This is a genomic window from Halomonas sp. A29, from assembly GCF_046723295.1.
Lineage (GTDB): Bacteria > Pseudomonadota > Gammaproteobacteria > Pseudomonadales > Halomonadaceae > Halomonas.
On the sequence record NZ_JAXQPR010000004.1, the window covers coordinates 165048 to 191932 of the forward strand.

The window sequence follows — 26885 nt, forward strand, 5'->3', positions numbered from 1 at the left end:
GCGAGGTTCTCATGCTGCAATCTCTTGACCCGCGCCAGGCTTCCAGCCGGCCAGCCCACCCTTCCATCATCGACCTGCGCCAGTTCGCCAGGGAAGTCGTTGCCGCCGCGGCCAGCCAAGCCGATGGCCAAACGGATGCCTTCCTGGCGAACCGCCACCCTCTGGCAATCCCCCCTGGCCCGCTCGAGATCGGCGCCATCCGGCTGGAAGCGGGCACGGGCAGCGTGGCCGGGCTGCCGGCCGACGAGTTCATCATCCTGTGCGATGGCAGCCTGACGCTGAACCAGCAGGGCCAGACCCTCGAGCTGGCCGACAGTGCCAGCGCGGTGCTGAGTGCCGGCGCCGGCTTCGACTGGCACTGCCCGGCCCCCGCCACCCTCCTTTATATTCGCTACAAAGGGGAAAGTGCGGGAAAGGGTCGACTGATCGCCATCGACGAAGCGGCTGCCCTGGAGCCCTCCGGCACTCCCTTGGTGGAGCTGCTGGTCGGCCCGACGCCCTCTTGCCGCAACCATACCGACTACCGCTCCGTCGACGAGGAATTCATGTGCGGCACCTGGGATTCGACTCCCTATCATCGTCGTGCCATGGAATCGCGGCAGTACGAACTGATGCACCTGCTGGCGGGGGCCGTCACGGTCGTGGAGCAGAGCGGTGCCACTCGCACCTACACCAAGGGCGACATCTGCCTGGTCGAGAAAGGGGCGGTATGGAGCTGGGAAAGCCGCGAGGATGTGAAGAAGGTGTACGCGATTTACCGCCCGGCATAAGCTGCGCTCTAGTAATAAAGCCAGCAATCAAGAAGGGAGCGGCCAGTGTGGCCGCTCCCTTCTCCTTTCTCACTTCTCACGTTCCGCGTTTCACCGGGATGCATTACCCCTCAGGCAGTTGGCTCCTCAGGCTTCCAGCCAGACGTGTTCGGCGAACATGTAGCCCATCAGGCCACCCATAGGGTGAGGACTGAGCCCTCTCAGCTTGGCGTTGTGGCCATCGATGCTGCTCCTGAACATTGGGATGCCGATGCCGCACTGCTCGTGCACCAGCACCTGCATGTCGGCATACATCTGCCGGCGCTTGGCTTCGTCGGTCTCGCCGCGCGCCGCCAGCAGCAGCTGGTCGAACTGGGCGTTGCTCCAGCCCGATTCGTTCGTGGCGGCGTCGGAGTGGTAGAACAGGCTGAACATCAGGTCGGCGGTCGGCCGGGCACTGATGGCGCCGAAGCCCAGCGGATGCTTCATCCAGTGGTTGGACCAGTAGCCGTCCGACGGCACCCGCCGAAGCTCGAGCCCGAGCCCGATCTGCTGCGCCGAAAGCTGCAGCAGTTGGGCGATGTCCACCGAGCCGGTGGCGGCTTCGGAGGCCACCAGGGGAATCGTCTTCCCCGCCATGCCGGAGCGCTCCAGGTGATGCTTCGCCCGGTCCGGGTCGTACGCGCGCTGCGGCAGCTCGTTGAAGTAGTAGCGGTGGTTGGGCGCGATCGGCTGGTCGTTGGCAAGCACGCCGAAGCCGCCGAAGGCGAGCCGCTGGATCTGCTCGCGATCGAGCAGGTACTTCATCGCCAGCACGAAGTCCGGGTTCTGAACCGGCCCCAGGGCGTCACGCATCACCAGGTTGGTGAAGCCTCCGGTCGGGGTTTCCATTACCGAGGCATTGGCACTGTCCAGCACGCGCGGGATCGAGCGCGCATTGACCGGGTTGATGAGATCGACGTCGCCGGCAAGCAGGGCATTGATGCGCGCGGCCTCGTCCGGGATCGAGAAGAACTCGATCTCGTCGAGATACGGCTGGCCCGGCTTCCAGTAGTTGTCGTTGCGCACCCCGATCGAGCGCACGCCCGGCTGGAACTCCGCGCATTCGAAGGGCCCGGTGCCGTTGGCGAGGCTGAAGTCCGTGGTGCCGTCGCGCACGATAAGAAAGTGGGAAGTGGCGAGGATCGCCGGCAGGTCGGCGTTGGGGCTGGTGAGCCGGATATGCACTTCATGCGGCCCAGCGGCCCTGACCTCTTCGATCTGCTGGGCGACGCTAAGTGCCTTGGAGGCGGTTTCAGGATCCTTGTGGCGATTCAGCGAGTAGACCACGTCGGCCGCGGTGAACGGCTGGCCGTCGTGGAAGACGACGTCGCGGCGCAGCTTGACGACCCAGGACTGGGCGTCGTCGGTGTCGAACGACTCCGCCAGCGACATCTGCGGCACCAGCGTGTCGTTCAGCGTCGTCAGGCCGTTGTAGAACATGAAGTGCCGACAATAGTCGGTGTAGTTCCCGCCCTTGGCAGGATCCAGGGTATCGGCGGTCGAGCTGGTCGCGCTCGCCACCTTGATGCGTCCGCCGCGCTGGGGCGTCTGGGCGAATGCGGACGATGCGCCGGTCATCAAGCCGCCGGCGGTGGCGGCCAGCACGGTACCAGCGGCCATGCCGCGCAGCACATCGCGCCGCGTGAAACCATGACCGCCGCCTTGGCCGGCTGTGCGAATCAGGTCCGAAGCAGCCTGAGCAAAGGGCAGTTTGTTGTTTTTCATCTGATTGCCTCCAAGTGTTTTTTCGTTGCACTGCTAACGTTCACTACCATCATTTCGCTTCTGGCGTTTCGCTTTTTCTTTTTATTACTTCATTGCACCCTTTCGTTACATCCTGCCTGGCTCCAGAAGAACTCGTGTTGCCTGTGGCAATGGAAAGCAGCTCGAAAACATTCCAATCGCTCCGCCATTACAGCACCCACCTTCTTCATGACTACCCCGTTTTCAATAGGCTCAATCACATAATCCACGGTATTTCTGCCATTTTCCGGCACATCATGCCGCCAATATCCACTGAGCTTCGGCCAGCCGTGCCATACGAAACCGCAGGCAAGATTGTCCTAGTCTTGGTCATTCGATGTTGTCAGAGTTGATCAATTCATCACTTCTGACCCAGATTGCATTGGAGGAAAATGCATGAGCTTTCTCTACAAGTCCGAACCGGTTCGCGGCGCACGGTGGGCCGAGCTGTTCGCCGCACGTGAACCAGACATCGACTTTCATATATGGCCGCATATCGGTGACCCCCAGCAGGTGCGCTATCTCGCCGCCTGGCAACCACCCGAGGACATTGCGCAGACCTTCCCCAATCTGGAACTAGTATTTTCGGTGGGAGCCGGTGTCGACCAGTTCGACCTGTCTCGGATACCGGAGCACATCCCGGTCGTAAGGATGATAGAGAGTGGCCTGGTCGCGGGCATGGTCGAATATGCCACGCTTGCCGTGCTGGCTGCCCACCGTGACTGGCTCGCCTATGCCAGCCAGCAACGCGAGGAGATATGGAAGCCGATGCCGGTACGCACGGCGAACACGCGCCGCGTCGGGGTGCTCGGCATGGGCGTCCTGGGCCAAGCAGTGCTCGAGAAGCTGCGCGACTTCGGTTTCCAATGCGCCGGTTGGAGTCGCTCGGAGCGCAGCCTACCCGGCATCGAATGCTTCGCCGGCGAGCAGGGGTTGGCAGACTTCCTTACACGCACCGAGATCCTGGTCTGCCTGCTGCCGTTGACCGACGAGACGCGTGGCATCCTGTCGCGGGAATTGTTCCGGCAGTTGCCGCAAGGGGCCGTATTGATCAACCTGGGACGCGGCGATCACCTGGTCGAAGACGACCTGCTGGATGCCCTGGATCACAACCATCTCTCGACGGCAATTCTCGACGTCTGCAGCGTCGAACCACTGTCGGAAGGGCACCCTTTTTGGCATCACCCGCGCATCATGCTGACCCCTCATATCGCCAGCATGACGCAGCCGGACACATCTGCCGAGGCCGTGCTCGACAACCTGCGGCGCCACCGGGAAGGGCTTCCATTGAAGGGGTTGATCGATCGTACTCGCGGCTATTAGAGGCACGCCGCAGAAAATGTCACGCATGATTCAGATCGAAAAGGAAACTGCTCGAGTCTTGCGGCAATAAAGCATCGCCTTGGATCTGGCCGCCATAAACTTGTCAGTGCTTACACACCGACACGGGCCCAGGCACTCGAATACGCGTTCAGGTTGACCGGAAGACTCCAACCTCCCGGCTTGCTTGAATCCGGATGCCTGCCCCAGACCACCACGATGAAACGAGGTATGTGATGGTGGAGAATCTTGCGATTGCGACAGCGGCACTGAGCACGGCGGTGCCCAATCTGGCCCCAGACGAGGTGAAAGCCCTGGTCTGCCGTCTCTACGGTATCACTGGCAGCGTCAAATCACTGGCGGGCGAGCGTGACCAGAATTGTCGTATAGAGACCGCAGACGGCAGGCGTTACGTCTTCAAGATCAGCAATCCATCCGAGCCGGTTTCGGTCATCGATTTTCAGATCGCAGCACTCGACCACATCGCCCGTGTAGCGCCGGACCAGCCGGTGCCTCGCGTCGTGCGGACCCTCGATGGACGTTCACGCGACACGGTGACCTTGCCCGACGGGGTCGAGACCTTCGTGCGGATGCTGACCTATCTCGACGGCGTCCAGATCCGCGAGACTCCCCGAACCGCTACGCAGCGCCAAGCCATGGGGGCCATGCTCGCCGAATTGAACCTCGCGCTGCGCGATTTCTCGCATCCTGGGGCAACACATGACCTACTGTGGAACGTCTCCACTGCGCACCGGCTGGCCGACAAGCTCGATGCCATCGTGGACGCCCCGCGTCGTGCGCTCGCCGAGTCGTTCATGACGCGCTTCACCGACCACGTGCTGCCCCGCCTTGCCTCGGTACGGGCTCAGGTCATCCACAACGATTTTCACCTCTACAACGTGCTGGTCGCACCCGACGATCATGAGCGCATCGTGGGGATCATCGACTTCGGCGACATGCTGCATGCGCCACTGGTCGGCGAGGTCGCGACGGCGGCTGCCTTCCACACCACGGGCAATGCCGACCCGTTCGAGGGAGCGGCGCAGTTCGTCGGGGCCTATCACGCGACGTTGCCGCTTACCGACATCGAGCAGGAGATCGTTGCCGATCTCATGGCGACACGCCACCTCATCACCGTATTGATTTCGGAATGGCGCGCCAAGCGCTATCCCGAGAACCATGACTACATCATGCGCCACAATCCTGCGTCCTGGGCGGCGCTGGCGATGATGAACGCTCTTTCCCGCGATGAAGCGCGCGACCGCTTGCTGGCCGAAGTACGAAAAGGAGAAAGCCGATGAACAGCACCACTGACCTCAACATGGTCAACGCCTATATCCCCGGTCGCGTCGACGTGGGCCCCGTCACCGCGGCGATGATCGAGCGGCGCGATGCCTTGCTCGGCCCGGCCTACCGACTGATGTACGAACATCCGCTGCACATCGTGCGCGGCGAAGGCGTATGGCTGATCGATCCGGAAGGTCGCCGCTACCTCGACATCTACAACAATGTCGCCTCGCTCGGGCACTGCCACCCGGCGGTGACCGAGGCGATCTGCCAGCAGGTGAAGGTCCTCGCGACCAACACCCGCTACCTGCACGACACGATTCTCGAACTTGCCGAGCGCCTGCTCGCCACCGTGCCCGAGACCGAGCTTGCCCATCTCATGTTGACCTGTACCGGCAGCGAGGCGAACGATGTCGCCTATCGCATCGCGCAGGTCCGCACCGGCGGCACCGGTGTGATCGTGACCGAAACCGCCTACCACGGTTTCACCGATGCGGTGTCGAAATTCTCACCATCGCTCGGTACGACGGTCGATCTCGGCGCTCACGTACGCACGGTCCCTGCACCGTGCCGCTATCATGCCGAAGGGGTCGATCTCGCCGAGCGCTTTACCCGCGACGTCGAGGCGGCAATCGCCGATCTGAAGCGCCACGGCATCAAGCCGGCAATGCTCCTGGTCGATTCCGTCTTCACCAGCGACGGCATCCTCCCCGAGCCCGCGGGCTTCCTGAAGGGCGCGGTCGATGCCATCAAGCGGGCCGGCGGCCTGTTCATTGCAGACGAAGTGCAGCCCGGCTTCGGCCGCACGGGCGAGCACATGTGGGGCTTCCAGCGTCACGGCGTCTCCCCGGATATCGTCACCATGGGCAAGCCGATGGGCAACGGACAACCCATCGCGGGACTGCTGGCCACCGCCGATGCGCTGGCGGAGTTCGGCAAGAACTCCAGGTACTTCAACACCTTCGCCGGCAACACCGTGTCCTGCGCGGCGGCGCTGGCGGTGCTGGATACGATCGAAAAGGAAGGCCTGATACAGCATGCCGCCAGGGTCGGGAAACTCCTGCGCGACGGCATTGCCGAGCTTGCCAGCCGCCACGAAGCCATCGGCGACGTCCGCGGCGTGGGCATGTTCGTCGGCGTGGAGCTCGTCTCGGACCGCGCCACGCGCGCTCCCGACCGCGAGCTTACTACCCGGGTCGTCAATCGCATGCGCGACAAGGGTGTGCTGTTGAGCGCCTGCGCAATGGGCCACAATGTGCTCAAGATTCGACCGCCGTTGGTGCTGTCAGCGGAACAGGCCCGGATGGTGATCGAAGTGCTCGACGAAGCGCTGGGCTTCGCGGCACAAGCACAGTAACCGACGCCGGCCTCGAAGGTAATCGACCATGCGATCTGCAGCCTCCCTCGATCAGTTCGACATGAAGATTCTCGTGCATCTTCAGCGCGAGGGACGCTGCTCGAATGTCGACCTGTCCGCGGCCGTCGGCCTCAGTGAGAGCCCATGCCTCGCCCGTACCAAGCGACTGCAGGAGATCGGTGTCATCCGGGGCTACGGCGCGGACGTCGCACTGGAGAAGTTGGGCAGCCACGTCATCGTGTTCTCCGAGGTGACCATCAGCAACCATCGGCCGCACGACTTCCGCAAGTTCGAAACCGGGGCCGGCAAGTACGACGAGATCGTCGAATGCTACAACGTCAGCGGCGGCTACGATTACCTTCTGAAAATCGTGGCGCCGGACATCGCCCATTTCCAGGGACTCATGGAGCGGCTGTTGGAGGACGACATCGGCATCGAGAAATTTTCCAGCCGGGTCGTATTGCGCCGGCCACTCGATCAACGCGGATATCCACTGACTGTGATCGCAACCGGAAAGCCAAGTTGGGCATGACGTGCCGCAGCGACGAGGGACTCGACCGTTCGGCACGTATGCCACCGCGCGGAGCGCATGAAGCAATGGGTGGCAACGGCTCAATGGCCGCGACAGAACGGTGCCGACAGTATCTTCCGAAACAGTGACGATTACGAAACTATCGGTTCTGGCGAAGCGCATAGTCGCAATAAAACGTTGCGGCCGGATGACTATCATGGTCCTGGGTGCATCGTGTCAACCGCCGAGGATAACTGGCAGGCCGACACCCGCGCCAAACCGGCGCGGCTCGCACCAGGCCCAACGTTCATTAGCATTTCGGCGGACTGACCATGCACACAGATAATCTCGTCACCCTGGACCGCGACCACCTCGTCCATCCGGTCGTCAACTACCGCTCTCATGAACAGCGCGGCGTCACGGTACTCACGTCGGGGCGCGGTGCTTACCTGCAGGACAGCAGCGGCCGCGAGCTCCTCGATGCCTTTTCCGGCCTCTGGTGCGTCAACACCGGCTATGGCCACGAGAGCATCGTGCGTGCTGCCGAGGAGCAGATGCGCCGGCTGCCCTACGCTACCGGCTACTTTCATTTCGGCTCCGAACCGGCCATCCGGCTGGCCGCCAAATTGGTGGAATTGACCCCGGCATCTCTGCAGCGCGTCTATTTCACCATGGGCGGCTCCGATGCGGTGGACTCGGCGATCCGCTTCATCGTCAACTACTGGAACGCCCAGGGGAAAAGCGAGAAGAAGCACTTCATTACTCTCGAGCGCGGCTACCACGGCTCCTCGTCCCAGGGCGCGGGGCTGACCGCCCTGCCGGTGTTCCATCGCAACTTCGATCTGCCGCTGCCCAACCAGCATCGCATTCCCTCGCCCTATCCTTACCGCAACCCGCTCGGTTCGGATCCCGCCGCCATCATCGAGGCCTCGGTTGCGGCACTGCGTGACAAGGTACGGGAGCTCGGCGCCGACCGCGTCGCGGCCTTCTTCTGCGAACCCATTCAGGGCTCCGGCGGCGTAATCGTGCCGCCCAAGGGCTGGCTGAAGGCCATGCAGGAGTGCTGCCAGGAGCTGGGCATCCTGTTCGTGGTCGACGAGGTGATCACCGGCTTCGGTCGCACGGGGCCGATGTTCGCCTGTGAGGCCGAAGGTGTCACGCCGGACCTGATGACCCTGGCCAAGGGCTTGACTGCCGGCTATGCCCCCATGGGTGCCGTGATGATGAGCGATGCCGTCTATCAGGGCATTGCCGAAGGCGGTGGTGCGGAATTCCCGATCGGACACGGCCATACCTACTCCGCCCATCCCGTGAGTGCCGCCGTCGCCCTGGAGGTGCTGCGCCTGTATGAGGATGGCCTGCTGGAGAACGGCATCGCCCTGGCACCGCGTTTCGAAGCAGGCCTGCGCTCCATGCTCGATCACCCCCTGGTCGGCGATGCACGCAGTCGCGGCTTCCTTGGTGCCCTCGAACTGGTTGCCGACAAGCAAAGCAAGGAGCGCTTCGACCCCTCATTAAAATTGGCCGATCGTCTCTTCGAAGCTGCCTATGGTAACGGCATCATCCTGCGCGCTTTCGCCGATAACGTTCTTGGCTTTGCTCCCGCACTTTGCTATACAAGTAATGACTTCGACTTACTGTTCGAGCGCCTCGAACGCACCCTGAATGCAGTGCTCGATCAGTCCGAAGTACGCCAGGCCCTGCGCTGACAGTCGCATGCGACGCACGCAGGTAATGGTGCGTCGCATTTTTCTGTCATTGCCGGACCGACAGACTGAACCCACCGGAGCCCTGGATGATCGGCGCACCCAAACTGGACCGCCTCGACATACGCATTCTGAGCCATTTGCAGCGTAACGGCCGGATCTCCAATGTCGCTTTGGCAGACGCCGTCGGACTCTCCCCCAGTCCCTGCCTGACTCGTGTCAAACGCCTGGAAAAAGCCGGTTACATCATCGACTATGGCGCGCACCTTCAGCTCGAGAAACTCGGCAGTATTCAGCGGGTCTTTACCCAGCTAACGCTCTCCGATCACCGCCTCGAAGACTTCGCACGCTTCGAGGCCTATATACGCAAAGTGGATGAAGTTCTCGAGTGTCATCTGGTGAGTGGTGGCTTCGACTACCAGTTGACCTTCCTTACCCGCAATGTCGTCCATTACCAAAGTGTCATGGAGGACCTGCTCGAGCAGAATATCGGTATCGACAAGTACTTCAGCTATATCGTGATCAAGTCGCCCGTCGTGAAAAAATACTATCCCATTGAAAAACTGATCAGCGATCACGACTGACCCCTCTCGACTGGCCTCTCTCCTTCTTACCCTGTCCCTCTCCTCATTACCCTCACGGCATAAGCTTCCGTGAGCTCCCTCGAAAACGCCCGAATCTGCGATTGCAGGACCTCATTACGAAAGCCTCCGCCGGGACGGGACGCCTAATATAGGGTCAATGCAGCAGCCGACATCGTCTCGGGGCAAGGCCCTTTGGCTGCTCTGGCTTCGACACCCATTACACCAACGAGGCAGCAGCCATGGCCCTGAATCTCGATCGTCCCGATCTTGTACGCTCCGACAACTTCATCGACGGACAATGGCAGCCAGGTGCCGCCGGTGACCAATACCCCGTCAGCAATCCGGCAACCGGCGAGACCATTGCCAGCGTCGCCGACAGCACTGCCACCGATGCACAGGCTGCCACCGTTGCAGCGCACCGCGCATTCGACAGCTGGCGTCAGCAACCGGCAGCGGTGCGTGCGCAGATCATCAAACGCTGGTACGCCCTGATCGTGAAACATACCGAGGATCTCGCCCGCCTGATCTCCCGTGAGCAGGGCAAGCCCCTGGCGGAAGCGCGCGGTGAAGTGGCGTATGGCGCCTCCTACGTGGACTGGTTCGCGGCGGAAGCGGTGCGCAGCTACGGCGACATCATCCCCGCCCCGGTGGGCAGCAAGAGAATGCTGGTGACCAAGGAACCGGTCGGCGTGGTGGCGGCGATCACCCCCTGGAACTTCCCGCTGGCGATGATCGCCCGCAAGATCGCACCGGCCCTCGCCGCCGGCTGCACCGTGGTCGCCAAGCCGGCCGAGGATACGCCGCTGACCGCGCTGGCACTGGTCGCGCTGGCGGAGGAGGCCGGGCTCCCCGCCGGCGTGCTGAACATCGTTACCTCCTCGCGCGAGCGTGTCGGCGATGTCGTGGGTGCCTGGCTGAGCGATTCCCGGGTGCGCAAGATCACCTTCACCGGCTCGACGGCGGTCGGCAAGCTGCTGGCCCGCGATTCGGCCGCCACGCTCAAGCGCCTGTCGCTCGAACTCGGTGGCAACGCCCCCTTCATCGTGTTCGAGGATGCCGATCTCGATGCAGCGGTCGAAGGCCTGATGGCCGCCAAGTTCCGCAATGGCGGCCAGACCTGCGTCAGCCCGAATCGTGTCTACGTCCAGGCGTCGGTCTATGAGGCCTTCGCCGACAAGCTGGTGGCCCGTGTCCAGTCGCTGCGCGTCGGTCCCGGCGACCACGAAGAGAGCCAGATCGGCCCGATGATCAACGGCCGCGCCGTCGACAAGATCGAACGTCACGTGCAGGATGCCCTGGCCCGAGGCGCCACGCTGCTCACCGGGGGGCAGCGCCTGAGCGGCGGCGTCACCAGCGGACCCAACTACTACGCTCCCACCGTGCTCGGCGACGCCAGCCACGACATGGAGCTGGCCCAGGACGAAACCTTCGGCCCGGTGGTGCCCCTGTTCCGCTTCGCCGATGAAGAAGAGGTGGTGACGGCGGCCAACGATACGCCCTACGGCCTGGCCGCCTATTTCTTCTCCCGCGATGTGGAACGCATCTGGCGTCTCGCCGAGCGTCTGCAAACCGGCCTCGTCGGTATCAATGAAGGCGCGCTCGCCGCCGAGTCGGCTCCCTTCGGCGGCATCAAGGAGTCGGGCTACGGTCGCGAAGGCTCACGCTACGGCCTCGACGACTACATGGCGACCAAATACCTGTGCCAGGGCAACCTCACCTGAAATGCGCAGGCCGAAGCGATATAAAAAACTCGTAGTCAGGCCAGGAGAAGCCCCATGCCGGCTCCATTGTTAGCGATTCCATCCACGCCGGACCTGCCGGAGCGCGCCGATGCCGTGGTCATCGGCGGCGGCATCATCGGCGTATGCGCCGCCTACTATCTGGCCCGCCAGGGCGTGAGTGTGGCGCTGCTCGAAAAGGGCCGCATCGGAGCCGAGCAGTCCAGCCGCAACTGGGGCTGGTGCCGCCAGCAGAACCGTGACGCACGCGAGCTGCCACTGTCGACCAAGAGCCTCGAGCTGTGGGAGGAGATCACCGCCGAACTCGGTGAGGACCTCGGTTTCCGCCGCTGCGGGCTGTTCTATCTGTCGGATGACCAGGCCGAGCTGGATGGCTGGGCCAAATGGCGCGACTTTGCCATTACCCAGGGGGTCACGACCCATATGCTGAGCGCCGCCGAAGCCACCGAGCGCGGCGCAATGACCGGCAAATCCTGGCTGGGAGGAGTGTTTTCGCCCACGGACGGCATCGCTGATCCGGCGCGGGCGGCACCGCTGATCGCCAAGGGCGTCATCAAACATGGTGGGTCGATTCATCAGTTCTGCGCAGCACGTGGGGTCGAAACCGAAGCTGGACGCGTGTCGGGGGTGATCACCGAGAAGGGCGTGATCAAGACGTCACAGGTGGTGATGGCCGGCGGCGCCTGGGCCTCCTCCTTCTGCCGCCAGCTCGGCATCCGCTTTCCGCAGGCGTCGGTGCGCTCCTCCATCCTCTCGGTCATGCCAGGCGCCAAAGGGCTGCCCGATGCGCTGCACACGGCAGAGGTATCGGTCACCCGCCGCGGCGACGGCGGCTATACGCTTGCCACCTCGGGGCGCGCCTGCCTGGACCCGACCCCGCAACAACTTCGTTTCTCATCGCATTTCCTGCCGATGTTCGCCAAGCGCTGGCAATTGCTCTCCCCCGGCGACCTGCAGGGCTGGCAGTACGGTCATGAGACGCGCAGGAAATGGGCGCTCGACCGGCCCACTCCGATGGAGCGGGTGCGCATTCTCGATCCACGCCCATCGGAGCGAATCCTGAGGGAGACCCTGGCCCGTGCGCGCCTGCTGTTGCCCGCCCTGGGCAGCGTGCCCGTGCAGGCTGGCTGGGCAGGCTACATCGACAGCACCCCCGACGGCGTCCCGGTCATCGACGAACCGGCTAACCTGCCCGGCTTCCTGCTGGCCGCCGGCTTTTCCGGTCATGGCTTCGGCATCGGCCCCGGCGCCGGACGCCTGATCGCGGAAATGGTCACCGGCAAGACGCCCTTCGTCGAGCATCACCAGTACCGGCTGGCTCGCCTGAACAAGGGCGCCTGGGGCAAGGTATCGGAGTTTTGAAAGCAGGCCGGTTCCATCCCTGGCGTCAGACCCCGAAGGGATAGGTATCCGGCACCTCCTCGGGCCGCCACAGCTCGCCCTTGTCGAACGGCTCCACGGCGCGGGTCTCGTCGACGTGGAAGACGGCGTCGAACTGCTGGGCCATTGATGCCTTGAGCCACCGGCGAGCGGCTTGGCATTGTCGCGGATGTAATCCTGGGGAGTCGTCATGATCGCACCTCCTCCATGAAGACCCGTGACTACACCCGGAACTTTAGGAAGCGCTCCCGCTTACGCTCAAGGAGAGGGCTATCTTCTCAATATCACCAACCATCGCCCTAAGTTGAGAATGCTCGCCAGCGACGCCGCCACGTAGGTGAAGGCGCAGGCGGTCAGCACGTGACGGGCGCCGGGCATGTCATAGGGCGGTACGTACTCCCTGAGCAGCGGCAGGGCGCGATTGAAGCTGGCATCGAACTCTACCGGCAGGGTTACCAGGTGCACCAGCGCCGCCGTGCCGAAGCTGATCACCGCCGCTGCGATGACGATGGCCAGCCCGCCAGGCAGCCGGGTAAGTATGAACAGGAAAGGCGCGGCCATCATCAGCAGGGCGCCGAGCTTCTCGGCCCGCTGCGCCACGCCGACCATGCGCGCCCGGGCGGTCAGCGGTGCATAGCCTTCATGGTGCTGAATGGCATGGCCGACCTCATGGGCGGCCACGGTCACTGCGGTAAGCGAACGACCCTCGTAGTGCTCGCGGGATAGCCGCACCCGTCGCGCCTCCGGGTCGTAATGGTCGCCCTGCTCCGTCATCTCCACCTTAACGCCTTCGATGCCCATGCGGCGCAACAGATGGTCGGCCAGCTCGGCACCGGTGCCTGGATAGTCGTCACGACCACGGGAGTGACGCGCCAGCACCCACTTGGCCCAGGCGTTGGGCAGCAGGAAGATGGCCAGCAGCAGGGCAATGACAACTACGATCATGGCGTCATGCGCCTCGTCTCAGGGATCACTGAATAGGACTTAGCGTACCCGTTTCGGGTTCATGCTGTCGCGCTGGCTCTTGACGCCAGCCTTTACAAAAACAATAATTATTCGCGTTTGAAACAATAACCCATTCAGGCCCATACCATGTGCGCAACCTCCCCCGACCCGACTACGGCCCGCGCGCAGGCCGCCACGCCACACGAGCGTTCGGGCAAGCCCGGCATTGTCGAGAGCAGCGCGCTGCTCGACGAGCAGGGCCAACTGATCATCGAACACCGCGGCAAACGCTACCAACTGCGCGAGACGCGCAACGGTAAGTTGATACTGACCTCATAAACCCGACGAAAAGAACGCCAGCCAGGTAGCCCACGCCACCCAGCCAGCCGCTCATCGCCTGATACGACAAGGGAACTTCAGGAACATGAAGCGAGCAAAGAGCTGTACCGGCGCCCTGGCGCTGTTTCTGCTGTCACCGCTAGCCCTGGCCCAATCATCCTCCGGCCAACATACAGCGACGCCCGACGCGACGTCCGAACTGGCACCGCTGGTGGTCACCGGCACGCGTACCCCCACCGACGCTTTCTTCGCCCCATTGATCGTCGACGTGATCGACCGACACGACCCGACGCTGCACACCGCTTCGCGAGTCGAGGACATCCTCGCCGACCAGCCCGGCCTGCACGTCGCCGGCCAGGGTCGGCGCAACGGCCAGACCCTGAGCCTGCGCGGCTTCGACAGGAACGGCGTGCTGGTACGCCTCGATGGTGTCCGCCAGGACATCAACACCGGGCACCTGGGCAACTTCTTCCTCGACCCGGCGCTGCTGCGCGAGGTGCAGATCGCCCGCGGCGCCCTGTCTAGCCTCTATGGCAGCAACGCCATGGGCGGCGTGATCAGCTTCGAGACGGTCGACGCCGGGGATCTGCTGCGCGCCGGCGAGAACGGCGGAGCTCGGCTCTCGCTGCACGGCGCCACTGCCAGCGACGAACTCGGCGCCACGCTGAGCCTGTTCGGCAAGCGCGATTTGAGCGACGGCGGCAGCCTCGACGGCCTGGTCGCCCTGGGCCGCAGCGAATCCGGCGACATCCGCCGCGCCGGCGGCCAGACCACGCCGGAGGATGCCAGCCTCGACAGCCTGCTGGCCAAGGGCGGCTGGCAGCTCGGCAATGAGCACCGCCTGTTCACCAGCTGGCAGCACTATCGTGAAGACGCCAACCAGCCGCCCAACCCGCAGCAACTGACGGTCGAGGATGGCAATCTGCGCGATCGGACCACCACCAGCGACAACCTGCAGTTGGGCCATCGCTGGACGCCGGCGCCAGTCACTCAGCTCGACACTCGCCTGACCCTGAGCCGCCAGGACATCGACGAGCCTACTGCGGAGCGTACCCTGCAGCGCCTCGGCGTACAGAGCGACGGCTATCATCGCCTGGAGCACGGCTGGCTGTCCCAGACCCTGGCCTTCGGCGCCGAGGCAAGCCGTGCCACCCAGCGCCCGGGCGGTACGGCGTCGGGCTTCCCCGAGGCCGACATCGATAGCACCGCGCTCTATCTCGACGATACCCTCACCCTCGGCCGCTATCTCGACCAGGGTGGTGCCGGTGAGTTCGATCTCGGCCTCGGCGCTCGCCACGACAGCTACCGCGCCAAGGACGCCGATGGCCGCGAAAGCGACAAGAGCCGTCTCTCGCCACGTCTGCGACTGGCCTGGCGCCCCAGCAACGATTTGATGTTCTATACCGGCTACGCCGAGGCCTTCCGCGCCCCCACGCTCTCCGAGCTCTATGCCGACGAGCGTCACTTCGGCGGCTTCTGCATGGGCCCCTTCGTCTGCGTTCCCGACAACTTCTGGGTGCCCAATCCCGACCTCCAGCCGGAGGCCAGCAAGAGCTGGGAGAGCGGCCTGGCCTGGCGCTTCGGCGACTGGGGCCTGCGTGCCAGCTACTTCGATACCCGGGCCGAGGATTTCATCGACACCGAAGTCGACATCTTCGCGGGCACCACGCGGGCGGTTAACGTCAGCCGGGCCCAGCTATGGGGATATGACGCCCGCCTCGACTGGTCGCCTTCGAGCGCCCCAGTCACGGCCTTCCTGGGCCTGGCCGAGGTCAGCGGACGCGACCGCGACAGCGGCGAGCCGCTCGGCAGCCTGACCCCGCTGGAAGCCTTGGCCGGCCTCGACCACCACCTCGCCGGCACTGACCTGACGCTGGGCTGGCGCGGCCGCTTCGCCCGTTCCTTCGACAAGCAGGGCGAGGATCAGGCACTGCCCGGCTACGGCCTGCACGACGTGCAGCTCGCCTGGCAAGTCACTCCGCTGCTTTCTGCTTCGCTCAAGCTGCGCAACGTTGCCGACAAGGAGTGGTACCGCCCCGACGGCAACCTCGGCGACGGGCGCAGCCTGCTCGCCAACGTCAGCCTGCAATGGTGACCAAGGAGACTTCCATGAACGCAACAGATGCCACGATCCAGACCCGCCAAGCCATTCTCGAAGCCCTGGACGCCACCCGAGCGGCCTCTCCTCACCTGCCGGCACTGGAGATCGCCCAACGCCTGGAGATCAGCGAGGGCGAGCTGCAGGCCGCCCGACTAGGCCGCGACGTGCTGACCCTGCCGATGTCACCCCATGCGCTGGCCGCGCGCTTCCACCAGTTGGGCGAGGTCAAGGCGCTGACCCGCTCGCGCCACGCCGTCCTCGAACAGCAAGGGCGCTACCCGGCGCTGCGCGGCTCCGAGCAGGCCGGCCTGCTGCTCGACCCGGGCGGGCTCGACCTGCGCCTGCATCTGGCCCAGTGGCACTGGGCCTGCCTGATTCGCGACCGACTGCCACGCAAGGATGGCGAGACCACACAGCGCCTGAGCCTGCAGGTCTTCAACCGCCACGGCATCGCCCTGCACAAGGTCTTCTCGCTGGCGGACGAAGCGCCCGAGGCGTGGCAGGAGCTGGAAGCGCTGGGCATCGTTGATGTGCCCGCCTTCACCCAGTTCGTCGAACCGCCGCCGCGGCCTCTGCCGCAGCCTCCCACCCTGGCCGACGAGTGGTCGCGCATGAGCGACGTGCATCAGTTCCTTGGCCTGCTGCGCCGCCACGAGCTGCGCCGTCACGAAGCCAACGCGCTGATGGAGGGCCGCTTCACTCGCGCCCTTCGAACAGCGACCTGCGGGCAGGCGCTGTTCGAGGCCGCCGTGAGCAGCCTGCCGCTGATGCTGTTCGTCGCCAGCCCCGGCTGCGTGCAGATACGCACCGGCACGGTTCCGGCGCCGCAGCGCATGCGCGGCTGGCTCAACCTGTTCGGCAAGGATTTCACTCTGCACCTGGACGATGCCGGCATCGCCAGCGTGTGGCAGGTCCACAAGCCCAACCGCGACGGCGGCGTCACCAGCCTGGAAGCTTTCGACGCCCAGGGAGGGCTGGTACTGCAGGTCTTCGCCGAACGCCGCGAGGGCCAGTCCGAGCGAAGCGAATGGCGCCAGTTGCTGGATGGCCTCGATGCCCGCGAGGCAGCGGCATGAAGATACCGTCCTGGCTGACCTGGTTGGCCAGCCTGGTCCTGCTGGTCGGGTACATGCAGGCGTCGGCTGCGCCGCCACGCACCGTGGTGATCGGCAGCGACGTGGCCGAGATACTAGCCGCCCTCGATGGGCTGGAAGGCGTGGTCGGACGCGACGATACCAGCCAGTTTCCTGAGGCCATCGCTGCCCTGCCCTCGGTGGGCTACCTGCGTCAGCTGGCAGCCGAGGGCATCCTGTCGCTGGCCCCCGAGCGGCTGATCGTGGCCGCCGCGGCCGGCCCACGTGAGGTGCTGGGCCAGCTCGAGGCGGTCGGTGTCGAGGTCATGCGCATCGAGCAGGGGGCGAGCCTGGCAGCGCTGCCCGACAAGGTGCGGGCGGTGGCCCGCGCCATCGGCCGTGACACTGCAGGCGAAGCGCTGGCGACCGAGGTCGAGACGGATCTTGCCCGGCTCGAAGCACTGCGTAGCGCCCCGGTTGGCCCCGGGCCGCGCGCCATGTTCCTGCTCAGCCACAGCGGCATGACACCCATGGCCGCGGGACGCGATACCGCCGGCCAGGCCATTATCGAAGCTGCCGGGGCGCGCAATGCTTTCGCCGGCTTCACCGGCTACAAGGCGGTGGGCGCCGAGGCACTGGTGAATGAAGCCCCCGAAGAGGTAATCGTCACCCGCAGCGGGCTCGAGGGCATCGGTGGCACGGCGCGACTGTGGCAACTACCCGGCCTGGCCATGACGCCGGCGGGGCGCGAGCGCAGCCTGATCGTGTGCGATGACCAGGCGGCGCTCGGCTTCGGCCCGCGTACCCCCCTGGCCCTGCTGGCGTTGCACCGGGCGCTGCATGAGGCAACCGATGCCACCAGCCACGCTGCAGAGGAGGGTTGCTGGAGGGTGGCGCCATGAGCCGTGCTGTCACTTCCGCCCTGCCCCGCCGGCACAACGGCGCCGCCGCAAGAGATCGAAAAGCCACGCCAGCGACGCCCCGGGTGCTGGCTGCCCTGGCTCTGGCCGTGCTGGCAGCCCTGTTGATCGCAGCCATGAGCGGCGGCGCGGGGCTTTCGCCGAGAGTACTGCTCGGCGAATGGCCCTCTCCGCTGGCCTGGCAGGTATGGTGGCAGCTGCGCCTGCCGCGCCTGCTCCTGGCCGCACTGGTCGGCGCCATGCTGGCCGGCAGTGGCACGGCCATGCAGGGGCTGTTTCGCAATCCCTTGGCCGACCCCACCCTGCTGGGCCTGGCCAGTGGTGCGGGGCTTGCCGTGGCGCTGTGGATCGTATTGTTCGATGGTGCCGCCGGTTCCTTCGGCCTGTACGGCCAGTTCCTGGCCGGCTTTCTCGGCGCGCTGGGCGTATGCGTAATGGTATTTGCCCTGGGCGAGCGCCAGCAAGGCCAGGAGGCGCTGTTCACTCTGCTGCTGGCGGGACTGGCCATCAATACCCTGGCGGGTGCCATGGGCGGCGTAATGGCCTTCATCGCCAGCGACGAGCAGCTGCGCCAGCTCAGCCTGTGGGGCATGGGCAGCTTGTCCCATGCATTGTGGAGCGCCACCCTGGGGGCGCTGATCGGCATTCCGCCGGCGCTGTGGTGGCTGTTGCGCTGCGCCAGGGGACTCGACCTGCTGCAGCTCGGCGAGCTCACCGCCCACGGTGCCGGGCTCGATGCCCCGCGCCTCAAGCACCGCGTGATAGTCGCCACGGCGCTGGGCGTGGGACTGTGCGTGGCGCTGGCCGGCATCATCGGCTTCCTTGGCCTGCTGGTGCCACACTGCCTGCGCCTGTGGTTGGGGCCGGGGCACCGCCTGCTGCTGCCCGCCTCGATGCTGGGCGGCGCCCTGCTGCTGATCGTGGCGGATACCCTGGCACGCACCCTGGCGAGCCCCGCCGAGATTCCGGTGGGGCTGCTCACCAGCCTGCTCGGCGGCCCCTACTTCCTGTGGCTGTTGCTCAAGCGGAGGTCGCGATGCTGAGTCTGATCGACGCCGGCTTCATTCAGTCGCCGTCGCTCGCCCCCTTCAGCGACCGCCTCGAACCGGGGGAACTGCTGGCCATCGTCGGTCCCAACGGTGCCGGCAAGAGCACCTTGCTGTCGCTGCTCTCGGGCTATCGCCGCCCGGACCGCGGCAGCGTCTGCCTGGATGACAAGCCGCTGTCCTGCTGGCCACCGGCCGAGCTGGCCCGACGCCGCGCGCTGGTGGCACAGAAGCTCAGCCTCGGCTTCGACTGGCCCGTGCGCGAGCTGGTGGCATTGGGCAGCGAAGCCTCGCCACGGGAGGTTGAGGAAGTACTGGCCATGCTCGATCTCGAGGCACTTGCCGGGCGCGGCGCCCTGAGTCTCTCGGGCGGCGAATCCCAGCGGGTGATGATTGCCCGGGCGCTGTGCCAATTGGGTCTGGGCCGCACCACCAGCGTAACTGCCGACAGCGTGCTGCTGCTCGACGAGCCCACCAGCGCGCTGGACATCGGCCAGCAGCAACGACTGATGCGCCTGCTGCGTGAGCTGGCCGAAGAGCGTCGCCTGGCAATCGCCTGTGTGCTGCACGAACTCAACCTGGCGGCTCGCTACGCTCATCGGGTCTGGCTACTGGAGCACGGCCGGCGCATCGCCTCGGGCCCGCCCGCCGAGGTACTCAGCGCCACTACCCTTGCACGGGTCTTCGATGCCGAACTCGAGGTGCGGGCCAGTCATGACCATGGCTCGCCGCTGATAGTGCTGGCCCCCTGAGCCCGAAACAGCGCAGCCCCGACCAGGTGGCCGGGGCTGCGATGTGTAGTGCGACATTTCAGGTAGTTGCAGGCATCGCCTCGGCATCTCGCATCAGCGCCTCGAAGGGCACGCCGGCCCTGGTCACTGGCGTGACGGACTGCACCTCACCGCCACTGTCGTGGTCGCGTGTCTTGGCATACTCCACCGCTTCGACAGCGCTCTTGCCGTGATCGATGGCCGCCATGGCCCACTTCCAGCCGGTGCCGTAGGCGACAGGCCCTTTGACCGGGATGCGTACCAGTTTGTTGAACATCTCGTAGACCCCATCGGGGCCGGCAATGATCATCTCGACCCGCGTCACGTGCGGCTTGTCGTTGCGCGGCGCCCCGGCGTTGAGCCACTCCATGACCTCCCACCACTCCTGTTGCTCGCCGGCGAAGGCGACCCACTCGCCATTGTCGAGCTGGAACAGCTTCTGCGCATGGTTGTAGGTCGAGCCATTGACACTGATCAGCGAATCCGTCGCGAGCGTCGTTCCGTCCCATACGATTGTGGTCATGCTGAGTACCTCTGTGTAGATCGGGCGCAGGCTTCAACGAAAAACCGACGAAGCCCCTTGCGTCAGGCGCAGAGTAAAATCGAAAAACGCAAGAAATCGACACACAGGTTAACGATGTTGCAACACCTTCCATGCCTTCATCAGATGGCAGGGCCGGTGCTAAATCGCCCTATCGGTCCGACTCACGGCGTACTTTCTCTACCCCTTCTTCGGCAATCAACCCTTGGGTAAAGGCGTGTTCCGCCATGGCCAGGCTGTCGTCGGCCAGCACCAGGTCGCAGTCGGTGTGACGAATCTCGTCGCGAAGTGCGTTGATGGCGCGCTCACGCTCGGGTTTACGCTCGACCCGGCGGATATACACCGCCCGAATTCGCTCGGGATACTCGTGCACGATGCGAGCGTAGACCTCGGGGTCATGCTGGCCGCTGTCGCCGATCAGCACGCAAGGCAGCTCGTCGCGCATCGACAGCATGTGCTGGATCAGGTCGTACTTGTGGTCCTCGGCGCGACGCGGCCAGGGCTTGCGCCAGGAGATACCCCATTCGCGCAGGAACAGAATGGGGCCTACCGGGATGCGGTTGAGCTGGAAGAACTCCTCGAGCATCTCGTAGATGCTCCAAGGTCCGCGGGAGACATAGAGAATCGGCCGCTTGGCCTTGCCATTGCTGCCGACGTGCAGCGCCTGGTAGAACGCTGCCACGCCGGGGAAGGCCATGCGCTGGTGCGCCCGCTTGACGAACAGGCGGTGCAGCATGCGCAGCTTGTTGGCCACGCCGGTGTACATCACCGTGTCGTCGATATCGCTGATCACCAGCAGGTCGGCCTCGGCCGGCGGTATGTACACTTCGGTAAAGGAGTGCACCGGCTCCACTCCCGGCAATACCACATGCAACTCGGCATGGTGCCAGGCGGTATCCGACGGCAAGGGCTCCTTGAGCGGCATGTGAACGTCGAAATAGCCGTCGCGGTCGGTGGTCACGGTCGTGACGTTCTCTCCCAGGCTCACCTTGACGTCCACCTGGGGCAGGCCGTGGCGGAAAATGCGGCGAATCACGTCGGCCAGGTCGCGCAGCACGCCGTAGCGAGGTATCACCTCACCCAGCGTGGCCTGACGGAACACCCGCCCCATGAGAAAGGCCTCGTGGCGGGAACCGTAGCCACGATAAGGATGCACCACATAGCCGCCCTGGCCTCGATCGCGCTTCATCGGACGGGCAGCGATACTCAGCAGGCGCCTGACGAACCCCGTCATTTATCCACCTGCCCAGCACCGCTCTGCGTGAATGCTCTCGAACCGTACGCTATCAGCCGATCCTGGCAATACGACATGGTCTCCTCCCTGACACTCGACAGGGCCCGGCAAGCGCCGAGCCCTGTCTCTAGTGTGGAGGATGCTGCCGCAAGATCAACCGTCTATGGTTCGCCTAGCTCTGAGCCTCTAGCGCAGTAGATCGCGTACGTCCTTGGCTTCCCAGTGCGGGAAGTGGCGACGGACCAAGGCATTGAGCTCAAGTTCGAAGGCGGTCCAATCGACCTCGCGATGCGCTCGCTGTGCCGTCTCGGCAACGCTACGCACCATTCCAGCTCCCACGGTGACGTTGGAGAGCCGGTCGATGACGATGAAGCTGCCGGTACCGGGGCTCTGGTCATAGGCATCGAGCGGCACCTCGGCGGTCAGCTCGACCCGGCAGCGGGCGATGGCGTTGAGTTCGAGACGTTCGGCCTCGTGCCGCTCCAGGGTATTGACGTCGATCTGATAGAGGATGGCGCTCACCTGCCCCGCTACCGAACGTCCGGCCAGGCGGATGTCGACCTGCCGACCCGGCGTCAGCGGCTGCTCGTGCATCCAGACGATATCGGCATCGAAAGTATTGGTCAGGGCGACGTCGGCATCCTCGGCGACGATCCAGTCACCGCGTGAGATGTCGATCTCGTCTTCGAGGGTCACGGTGACCGCCTGGCCCGGCCAAGCCGCCTCAAGATCGCCATCGAAGGTGACCACGCGCTCGATCCGGCTGGTCTTGCCCGAGGGCAGCGCCTTGACGGCGAGCCCCGGACGCAGCACCCCGGCCTCCAGCGTGCCGGCATAGCCGCGGAAGTCGAGGTTGGGCCGATTGACGTACTGCACCGGGAAGCGCAGGTCGACGAGGTTGCGGTCGCGCGTCACCTCCACCGTTTCCAGCAGTTCCAGCAACGCCGGCCCCGCTTCGCCCTGCTGGCGATACCAGGGCGTGCGGTTGCTGCGGTTGACCACGTTGTCGCCTTCCAGCGCCGACATCGGCACGAAGTGCAGGTCGTCGACCGAGAGCTGCTCGGAGAAGCGACGATAGTCGGCGACGATCTCTTCGAAGCGAGCCTGGGAGAAATCCACCAGGTCCATCTTGTTCACCGCGATGACCAGATGCTTGATACCGAGCAGGTCGGCGATGAAGCTGTGGCGCCGGGTCTGGGTCTGCACGCCGTAGCGGGCGTCGATCAGGATGATCGCCAGGTTTGCGGTGGAAGCCCCGGTGGCCATGTTGCGAGTGTACTGCTCGTGCCCCGGGGTATCAGCGATGATGAACTTGCGCTTGTCGGTGGAGAAGAAGCGATAGGCCACGTCGATGGTGATGCCCTGCTCGCGCTCCGACTGCAGACCGTCGACCAGCAGCGCCAGGTCCACCGCCTCGCCGGTGGTACCGCTCTTCTTGGAGTCACGGGTGATCGCCGCCAGGTGATCGTCGAAGATCATCTTGGAGTCGTGCAGCAGCCGACCGATCAGGGTCGACTTGCCGTCGTCGACGCTGCCGCAGGTGATGAAGCGCAGCAGGTCCTTGTTCTCGTGCTCGTGCAGGTACTGCTCGATGTCGTCGGCAATTAGAGAAGACTGATGGGCCATGTCGATACCCCAATAAACTGGAAACAGACGCTGGACGAAAAGCCAGCGAGATGCAGCGAGTTTTCGCCTGCGGCTAGAAATACCCCTCGCGCTTCTTCTTCTCCATCGAACCCGCCTGGTCGTGGTCGATGGCCCGGCCGCTGCGTTCGCTGGTGCGGGTCAGCAGCATCTCCTGGATGATCTCCGGCAACGTGTCGGCCTTGGACTCCACCGCGCCGGTCAGCGGGTAGCAGCCCAGGGTGCGGAAGCGCACCCACTTCTCCTCCGGCACCTCGCCGGGGGCCAGCGGCAGGCGCTCGTCGTCGACCATCACCAGCATGCCGTCGCGCTCCACCACCGGCCTCGGTGCGGCGTAGTAGAGCGGCACGATGGGAATCTGCTCGAGGTAGATGTACTGCCAGATATCCAGCTCGGTCCAGTTGGAGAGCGGGAAGGCGCGGATCGATTCGCCCTTGTTGACCCGGGCGTTGTACAGGTTCCACAGCTCGGGACGCTGGCTCTTGGGGTCCCAGCGGTGGAACTTGTCACGGAACGAGAACACCCGCTCCTTGGCGCGGCTGGCCTCCTCGTCGCGGCGGGCGCCGCCGAAGGCGGCGTCGAAGCCGTACTTGTCCAGCGCCTGTTTGAGCGCCTGGGTCTTCATCACGTCGGTGTAGCCGCTGGAGCCGTGGTCGAAGGGGTTGATGCCGGCGGCGCGCCCCTCCTCGTTGGTGTGCACCAGCAGCTCCATGCCCACCTCGGCGGCCATGCGATCGCGGAAGGCGATCATTTCGCGGAACTTCCAGGTGGTATCGACATGCAGCAGCGGGAACGGCGGCGGCCCGGGGAAGAAGGCCTTGCGCGCCAGGTGCAGCATCACCGAGGAGTCCTTGCCAATGGAGTACATCATGACCGGGTTGCGGAACTCGGCCGCTATCTCGCGGATGATGTGGATCGACTCGGCTTCCAACTGCTGAAGATGGGTGAGTCGGCGCGGTGACAGGGATGCCTGCGAGCCGGCGACGTGGGAAGCCGGCTGTTGCTCGGGAGCTTTGAGACTGGTCATCGGCCCGGGTACCTCGCATGACGATGGGCAGTAAGGATCATGCGCACAGGGTAACGCCGGGCCGATAATAACGTAAAAGAATGATTACCTATCTTTTTAGATCAAAAACGAATCGAACATCATAGGTCGACGCGCTCGACCCAGGTCAGCCACGCTTCTCCGCTCAGGTTGAAAACCCGGTAGCCCGGACGTGACGCTTCGTCGATGGCGAAATCGTCGGAGCCAGCCAGGAACTGGTCGGTGGTCGAGGGACAGCCGTAGACCATGACCTCACCGTGCTCAAGCTTCTGTCGACCGGCAAAGGCCTGATGGATGTGTCCACAGAGGATGGCCTTGACCTGCGGGAAAGATGCCAGTGCCTGCCACAGGGCGTCGCGATCCCGCAGCCCTATCTCGTCGAGCCAGGCCGAGCCGACGGTGAGCGGCGGATGGTGCATGACCAGCAGCGTAGGACGCTCATCCTGCTCCAGGCGTTCGATCAGCGCACCGATCCTCTCCTCGCCCAGTTCACCATGGGCATACCCCTTGACGGAGGTATCCGCGACCACCAATCGCCAGCCAGCGAGGTCGATGTCATCGCGGATGGGCTTGACGTCCTTCATCAGCTCCTGCTGATCGTGGTTACCGCCCAGCCAGAACCAGGGACATTCCAAGGCCGAGAGGACCCGGTGAGCATGCTGATAGGAAGCCGCCGTCTCGTCCTGGCTGATGTCGCCACTGACGATGACAACATCCGGGTGCTCGTCCCGCACGGCCGCCACAACCGATTCGAGCTGGCGCAACGGGAAGCCGGCCCGGGAACGAGCATCGGGATCGGCATGCAGGTGACAATCGGTGATCTGGACCAGCCGCATCATCCCGGCTGTTCCGTCACGTTGGTAGGATGCCCATGTTCCAGACCATGAGCCAGCCACTCGCCCAGGAAGCGGTTGAGCTGAAGCTTCTCGTCGGGCTGGAACATGCGCACGTTGGGGTAACGGTAGCGTCCATTGAAGTGGCGCTCGCGCTGGAAGTCCGTGACCTCGGCCATGCGCACGTCATGGTAGAGATGTACGCGCATGCGGGGCGGTTCGATAACCGCATCCATCAGGCTGCTCTGGCTCACGCGGGCGATGGTGGTATAGGGCGCTTGCTCCAACACCGACAGCCACAAGGTGCCGAACCGACCACGTCCGCCTGTCAACTCGAGCTCTCGCGTCTCGCCCGCACCCAGATCTCCCAGCAGCCGCACCAGGCGCAGGTAGTTGGCGCTGCATTCGCCCTGCAGGCTCTTCAGATCGGTGACATAGGCGGTTCTCGCCACACTACCCCCTTGCACGTAGAGATGCTCGTTCGGCCGCCAACCAGTAAAAGGCGATCAGACACATGGCATTGTCGAGTCGCCCAACCTGCAAGAGTTCCCAGGCCTGGTTAAACGGTAACACGTGAACGCGGATATCCTCATGCTCTTCATCCAGGCCATGCACGCCTCCCAGCCCGTCACAGTCGACCAGGGCACAGAACAGCGTTACTCGCTCCGAGCAGGCGCCGGGGCTCGGATAGTAGGTGTGCAGCTCGATCAGGTCGGTAACTTCGCAGCCGGCTTCTTCCATGGCTTCCCGCCGAGCCACCTCGGCCGTGCTCTCGCCCTCCTCGACCAGGCCGGCAACGATCTCGAGTTTCCATGGCGATTCGGAATCGTCCAGGGCGCCGGCACGAATCTGCTCGACCAGCACGACGCAGTCGCGCTCGACGTCGTAAAGCAGTACACCTACGGCATCATGCCGCACGTGTACCTCACGAACCATCTCGCTGCTCCAGCCGCCTTTGAACAGGCGATGGCGCAAATGCACCTCATCCAGGCGGAAGAAACCCTGGTACAGGCAGCGACGCTCGATCAGCTCGGCATCGGCACCGCCGAAGCTGGGCAGGCCGTCGGCTTCCCGGTTGCAGTCATGATTATCGGTCATGCAAACCTCCAAGTCTGCGCATGGCGACCATTATCATGACCGGGACCGGCTATGCCAACCGCCACAGGCCGAATCCATGCGCCCCACGAGCGAGGCGCATGGGAAAAGCCGCATCAGAGCCGAGCGAGCAGCGCCCGGGCCTGTTCGCGCAGCGCCTCATCCGAGGCCTGACGATCCTCGCGGGCGACGCCGTCGACGGCGCGCTGGGCATGTTCACGCGCCTCCGCCCGGCGCCCTTCGTCCTCGAGGAAGGTGGCATAGTAGTAGTTGACGTCTATACCGTCGGGGCGAATTTCGAGGGCGCGCTGAAACATGCGCTGAGCGGTATCGCTGTTGCCGAATCCAATCGGCCTGCCCGGTGCACGGTCGTACAGGGCGCCCAGCGTGACGTAAGCCGAGCCGTTGCCCCCATCTGGATCGATCCCAATGGCGCGTTCCAGGGCATCGCGAGCGGAACGGGCGCTGCCGAGCGCTCCCAGGCCACTGCGTTCACGGGCATGCGACGCCTCGATGATGCCGTACCAGATCAGCGGCTGAGCGGCCCCGGGGTTCGCCTGTACCAATCGCTCCGCTTCCTCGGAGAGCGACTTGAGCGAGCCGCGGCGCTGACCTTCGGCCTGCCGGGTGTTGATCTGCTCCCAGCGCTGCTTGAGCGCCTCGACCTCGCTCTCCCAGGCCAGGGCGGCCGAGAACGGAGCGAGCAGAAGGCCAGCGCCCAGGGCGGCGGCGAGTAGCTGACGTCGGATCATGTCCAGTCTCCTTCATGTGGAGGTTGTTCTTGTGTGCGGCACGGGCCACAAACAGCACTGTAACGAACGTTTGAATCAATCGCCAGTCGTCAGCCTTTAACTGGTTCGCCGGGTGCGAATGGCGTATGT

At 64.5% G+C, this 26885-nt stretch carries 25 protein-coding genes; 15 read left to right on the forward strand and 10 right to left on the reverse strand.

Features of this window, described 5'->3' with window-relative positions; genetic code table 11:
• Window positions 1-11: 11 nt before the first annotated feature.
• Window positions 12-770 (forward strand): cupin domain-containing protein, encoded by a 759-nt coding sequence (locus SPH52_RS09080; RefSeq protein WP_411794697.1) that lies wholly within the window; start codon window positions 12-14, stop codon window positions 768-770.
• Between the two features lie 126 nt (window positions 771-896).
• Here SPH52_RS09080 and SPH52_RS09085 read toward each other — a convergent pair whose 3' ends face one another.
• Window positions 897-2516 (reverse strand): ABC transporter substrate-binding protein, encoded by a 1620-nt coding sequence (locus tag SPH52_RS09085; protein ID WP_411794698.1) that lies wholly within the window; start codon window positions 2514-2516, stop codon window positions 897-899.
• Window positions 2517-2930: 414 nt separating this feature from the next.
• On the opposite strand from SPH52_RS09085, the gene SPH52_RS09090 reads away from it, so the two are divergent.
• From SPH52_RS09090 to SPH52_RS09125, 8 genes are all read left to right on the forward strand, one after another.
• Window positions 2931-3857 carry a 2-hydroxyacid dehydrogenase gene (locus SPH52_RS09090; RefSeq protein WP_411794699.1) on the forward strand — a complete coding sequence of 309 codons (927 nt, stop codon included), beginning with the start codon at window positions 2931-2933 and terminating at the stop codon, window positions 3855-3857.
• Between the two features lie 233 nt (window positions 3858-4090).
• Complete coding sequence (locus SPH52_RS09095) at window positions 4091-5155, forward strand: phosphotransferase (protein ID WP_411794700.1); 1065 nt, start codon at window positions 4091-4093, stop codon at window positions 5153-5155.
• A complete protein-coding gene (locus tag SPH52_RS09100; protein ID WP_411794701.1) occupies window positions 5152-6498 on the forward strand; it encodes an aspartate aminotransferase family protein in 1347 nt (448 codons plus the stop codon). The genes SPH52_RS09095 and SPH52_RS09100 overlap by 4 nt, the downstream gene beginning before the upstream one ends.
• Window positions 6499-6526: 28 nt before the next feature.
• On the forward strand, window positions 6527-7030 hold the full coding sequence (locus tag SPH52_RS09105) for an Lrp/AsnC family transcriptional regulator (protein WP_411794702.1): 504 nt from the start codon (window positions 6527-6529) through the stop codon (window positions 7028-7030).
• 311 nt (window positions 7031-7341) lie between these two features.
• Window positions 7342-8718 (forward strand): aspartate aminotransferase family protein, encoded by a 1377-nt coding sequence (locus SPH52_RS09110; RefSeq protein ID WP_411794703.1) that lies wholly within the window; start codon window positions 7342-7344, stop codon window positions 8716-8718.
• An 86-nt stretch (window positions 8719-8804) separates the two neighbouring features.
• On the forward strand, window positions 8805-9299 hold the full coding sequence (locus tag SPH52_RS09115) for an Lrp/AsnC family transcriptional regulator (protein ID WP_234286784.1): 495 nt from the start codon (window positions 8805-8807) through the stop codon (window positions 9297-9299).
• 239 nt (window positions 9300-9538) lie between these two features.
• Window positions 9539-11020, forward strand: a complete 1482-nt coding sequence (locus tag SPH52_RS09120) for an NAD-dependent succinate-semialdehyde dehydrogenase (protein WP_411794704.1) — start codon at window positions 9539-9541, stop codon at window positions 11018-11020.
• Between the two features lie 54 nt (window positions 11021-11074).
• A complete protein-coding gene (locus tag SPH52_RS09125; protein WP_411794705.1) occupies window positions 11075-12400 on the forward strand; it encodes an NAD(P)/FAD-dependent oxidoreductase in 1326 nt (441 codons plus the stop codon).
• Window positions 12401-12688: 288 nt separating this feature from the next.
• Here SPH52_RS09125 and SPH52_RS09130 read toward each other — a convergent pair whose 3' ends face one another.
• Complete coding sequence (locus SPH52_RS09130) at window positions 12689-13363, reverse strand: zinc metallopeptidase (RefSeq protein ID WP_411794706.1); 675 nt, start codon at window positions 13361-13363, stop codon at window positions 12689-12691.
• A 147-nt stretch (window positions 13364-13510) separates the two neighbouring features.
• On the opposite strand from SPH52_RS09130, the gene hemP reads away from it, so the two are divergent.
• The 6 genes from hemP to SPH52_RS09160 all read left to right on the forward strand — a co-directional run bounded on the left by hemP (window position 13511) and on the right by SPH52_RS09160 (window position 19594).
• Window positions 13511-13702: a hemin uptake protein HemP gene (gene hemP / locus SPH52_RS09135; RefSeq protein ID WP_411794707.1), complete on the forward strand. Its 192-nt coding sequence runs from the start codon at window positions 13511-13513 to the stop codon at window positions 13700-13702.
• A gap of 85 nt (window positions 13703-13787) precedes the next feature.
• Window positions 13788-15797, forward strand: coding sequence for a TonB-dependent receptor domain-containing protein (locus SPH52_RS09140; protein ID WP_411794708.1), 2010 nt, complete (start codon window positions 13788-13790; stop codon window positions 15795-15797).
• Window positions 15798-15811: 14 nt separating this feature from the next.
• Entirely contained in the window at window positions 15812-16879 is a 1068-nt protein-coding gene (locus SPH52_RS09145) for a ChuX/HutX family heme-like substrate-binding protein (protein WP_411794709.1), read from the forward strand.
• Complete coding sequence (locus tag SPH52_RS09150; RefSeq protein WP_411794710.1) at window positions 16876-17778, forward strand: hemin ABC transporter substrate-binding protein; 903 nt, start codon at window positions 16876-16878, stop codon at window positions 17776-17778. Before SPH52_RS09145 ends, SPH52_RS09150 begins: the two co-directional genes overlap by 4 nt.
• Window positions 17775-18839 carry a FecCD family ABC transporter permease gene (locus SPH52_RS09155; protein WP_411794711.1) on the forward strand — a complete coding sequence of 355 codons (1065 nt, stop codon included), beginning with the start codon at window positions 17775-17777 and terminating at the stop codon, window positions 18837-18839. The genes SPH52_RS09150 and SPH52_RS09155 overlap by 4 nt, the downstream gene beginning before the upstream one ends.
• Complete coding sequence (locus tag SPH52_RS09160; RefSeq protein ID WP_411794712.1) at window positions 18833-19594, forward strand: ATP-binding cassette domain-containing protein; 762 nt, start codon at window positions 18833-18835, stop codon at window positions 19592-19594. Before SPH52_RS09155 ends, SPH52_RS09160 begins: the two co-directional genes overlap by 7 nt.
• A 58-nt stretch (window positions 19595-19652) precedes the next feature.
• Here SPH52_RS09160 and SPH52_RS09165 read toward each other — a convergent pair whose 3' ends face one another.
• From SPH52_RS09165 to SPH52_RS09200, 8 genes are all read right to left on the reverse strand, one after another.
• Entirely contained in the window at window positions 19653-20135 is a 483-nt protein-coding gene (locus tag SPH52_RS09165) for a 20S proteasome subunit A/B (RefSeq protein WP_411794713.1), read from the reverse strand.
• A 169-nt stretch (window positions 20136-20304) separates the two neighbouring features.
• Window positions 20305-21387 (reverse strand): App1 family protein, encoded by a 1083-nt coding sequence (locus SPH52_RS09170; protein ID WP_411794714.1) that lies wholly within the window; start codon window positions 21385-21387, stop codon window positions 20305-20307.
• A 186-nt stretch (window positions 21388-21573) separates the two neighbouring features.
• Window positions 21574-23013 (reverse strand): sulfate adenylyltransferase subunit CysN, encoded by a 1440-nt coding sequence (cysN, locus tag SPH52_RS09175; protein ID WP_411794715.1) that lies wholly within the window; start codon window positions 23011-23013, stop codon window positions 21574-21576.
• Between the two features lie 73 nt (window positions 23014-23086).
• Window positions 23087-24058: a sulfate adenylyltransferase subunit CysD gene (gene cysD / locus SPH52_RS09180; RefSeq protein ID WP_411794716.1), complete on the reverse strand. Its 972-nt coding sequence runs from the start codon at window positions 24056-24058 to the stop codon at window positions 23087-23089.
• Between the two features lie 119 nt (window positions 24059-24177).
• On the reverse strand, window positions 24178-24912 hold the full coding sequence (locus tag SPH52_RS09185; protein ID WP_411794944.1) for a phosphodiesterase: 735 nt from the start codon (window positions 24910-24912) through the stop codon (window positions 24178-24180).
• The gene (locus SPH52_RS09190) at window positions 24912-25361 is read right to left on the reverse strand and encodes a DUF1249 domain-containing protein (protein WP_411794717.1); all 450 of its coding nucleotides are present in this window, start codon (window positions 25359-25361) and stop codon (window positions 24912-24914) included. The genes SPH52_RS09185 and SPH52_RS09190 overlap by 1 nt, the downstream gene beginning before the upstream one ends.
• A 1-nt stretch (window position 25362) precedes the next feature.
• The gene (locus SPH52_RS09195; protein WP_411794718.1) at window positions 25363-26007 is read right to left on the reverse strand and encodes an NUDIX domain-containing protein; all 645 of its coding nucleotides are present in this window, start codon (window positions 26005-26007) and stop codon (window positions 25363-25365) included.
• A gap of 113 nt (window positions 26008-26120) precedes the next feature.
• Entirely contained in the window at window positions 26121-26756 is a 636-nt protein-coding gene (locus tag SPH52_RS09200; RefSeq protein ID WP_411794719.1) for a hypothetical protein, read from the reverse strand.
• Window positions 26757-26885: the final 129 nt, after the last annotated feature.

Bases quoted from the DNA above. Each gene is read 5' to 3' on its own strand.
- SPH52_RS09080 (WP_411794697.1), top strand. From the start codon at position 12: ATGCTGCAATCTCTTGACCCGCGCCAGGCTTCCAGCCGGCCAGCCCAC.
- SPH52_RS09085 (WP_411794698.1), bottom strand. From the start codon at position 2,516: ATGAAAAACAACAAACTGCCCTTTGCTCAGGCTGCTTCGGACCTGATT.
- SPH52_RS09090 (WP_411794699.1), top strand. From the start codon at position 2,931: ATGAGCTTTCTCTACAAGTCCGAACCGGTTCGCGGCGCACGGTGGGCC.
- SPH52_RS09095 (WP_411794700.1), top strand. From the start codon at position 4,091: ATGGTGGAGAATCTTGCGATTGCGACAGCGGCACTGAGCACGGCGGTG.
- SPH52_RS09100 (WP_411794701.1), top strand. From the start codon at position 5,152: ATGAACAGCACCACTGACCTCAACATGGTCAACGCCTATATCCCCGGT.
- SPH52_RS09105 (WP_411794702.1), top strand. From the start codon at position 6,527: ATGCGATCTGCAGCCTCCCTCGATCAGTTCGACATGAAGATTCTCGTG.
- SPH52_RS09110 (WP_411794703.1), top strand. From the start codon at position 7,342: ATGCACACAGATAATCTCGTCACCCTGGACCGCGACCACCTCGTCCAT.
- SPH52_RS09115 (WP_234286784.1), top strand. From the start codon at position 8,805: ATGATCGGCGCACCCAAACTGGACCGCCTCGACATACGCATTCTGAGC.
- SPH52_RS09120 (WP_411794704.1), top strand. From the start codon at position 9,539: ATGGCCCTGAATCTCGATCGTCCCGATCTTGTACGCTCCGACAACTTC.
- SPH52_RS09125 (WP_411794705.1), top strand. From the start codon at position 11,075: ATGCCGGCTCCATTGTTAGCGATTCCATCCACGCCGGACCTGCCGGAG.
- SPH52_RS09130 (WP_411794706.1), bottom strand. From the start codon at position 13,363: ATGATCGTAGTTGTCATTGCCCTGCTGCTGGCCATCTTCCTGCTGCCC.
- hemP (WP_411794707.1), top strand. From the start codon at position 13,511: ATGTGCGCAACCTCCCCCGACCCGACTACGGCCCGCGCGCAGGCCGCC.
- SPH52_RS09140 (WP_411794708.1), top strand. From the start codon at position 13,788: ATGAAGCGAGCAAAGAGCTGTACCGGCGCCCTGGCGCTGTTTCTGCTG.
- SPH52_RS09145 (WP_411794709.1), top strand. From the start codon at position 15,812: ATGAACGCAACAGATGCCACGATCCAGACCCGCCAAGCCATTCTCGAA.
- SPH52_RS09150 (WP_411794710.1), top strand. From the start codon at position 16,876: ATGAAGATACCGTCCTGGCTGACCTGGTTGGCCAGCCTGGTCCTGCTG.
- SPH52_RS09155 (WP_411794711.1), top strand. From the start codon at position 17,775: ATGAGCCGTGCTGTCACTTCCGCCCTGCCCCGCCGGCACAACGGCGCC.
- SPH52_RS09160 (WP_411794712.1), top strand. From the start codon at position 18,833: ATGCTGAGTCTGATCGACGCCGGCTTCATTCAGTCGCCGTCGCTCGCC.
- SPH52_RS09165 (WP_411794713.1), bottom strand. From the start codon at position 20,135: ATGACCACAATCGTATGGGACGGAACGACGCTCGCGACGGATTCGCTG.
- SPH52_RS09170 (WP_411794714.1), bottom strand. From the start codon at position 21,387: ATGACGGGGTTCGTCAGGCGCCTGCTGAGTATCGCTGCCCGTCCGATG.
- cysN (WP_411794715.1), bottom strand. From the start codon at position 23,013: ATGGCCCATCAGTCTTCTCTAATTGCCGACGACATCGAGCAGTACCTG.
- cysD (WP_411794716.1), bottom strand. From the start codon at position 24,058: ATGACCAGTCTCAAAGCTCCCGAGCAACAGCCGGCTTCCCACGTCGCC.
- SPH52_RS09185 (WP_411794944.1), bottom strand. From the start codon at position 24,912: ATGCGGCTGGTCCAGATCACCGATTGTCACCTGCATGCCGATCCCGAT.
- SPH52_RS09195 (WP_411794718.1), bottom strand. From the start codon at position 26,007: ATGACCGATAATCATGACTGCAACCGGGAAGCCGACGGCCTGCCCAGC.
- SPH52_RS09200 (WP_411794719.1), bottom strand. From the start codon at position 26,756: ATGATCCGACGTCAGCTACTCGCCGCCGCCCTGGGCGCTGGCCTTCTG.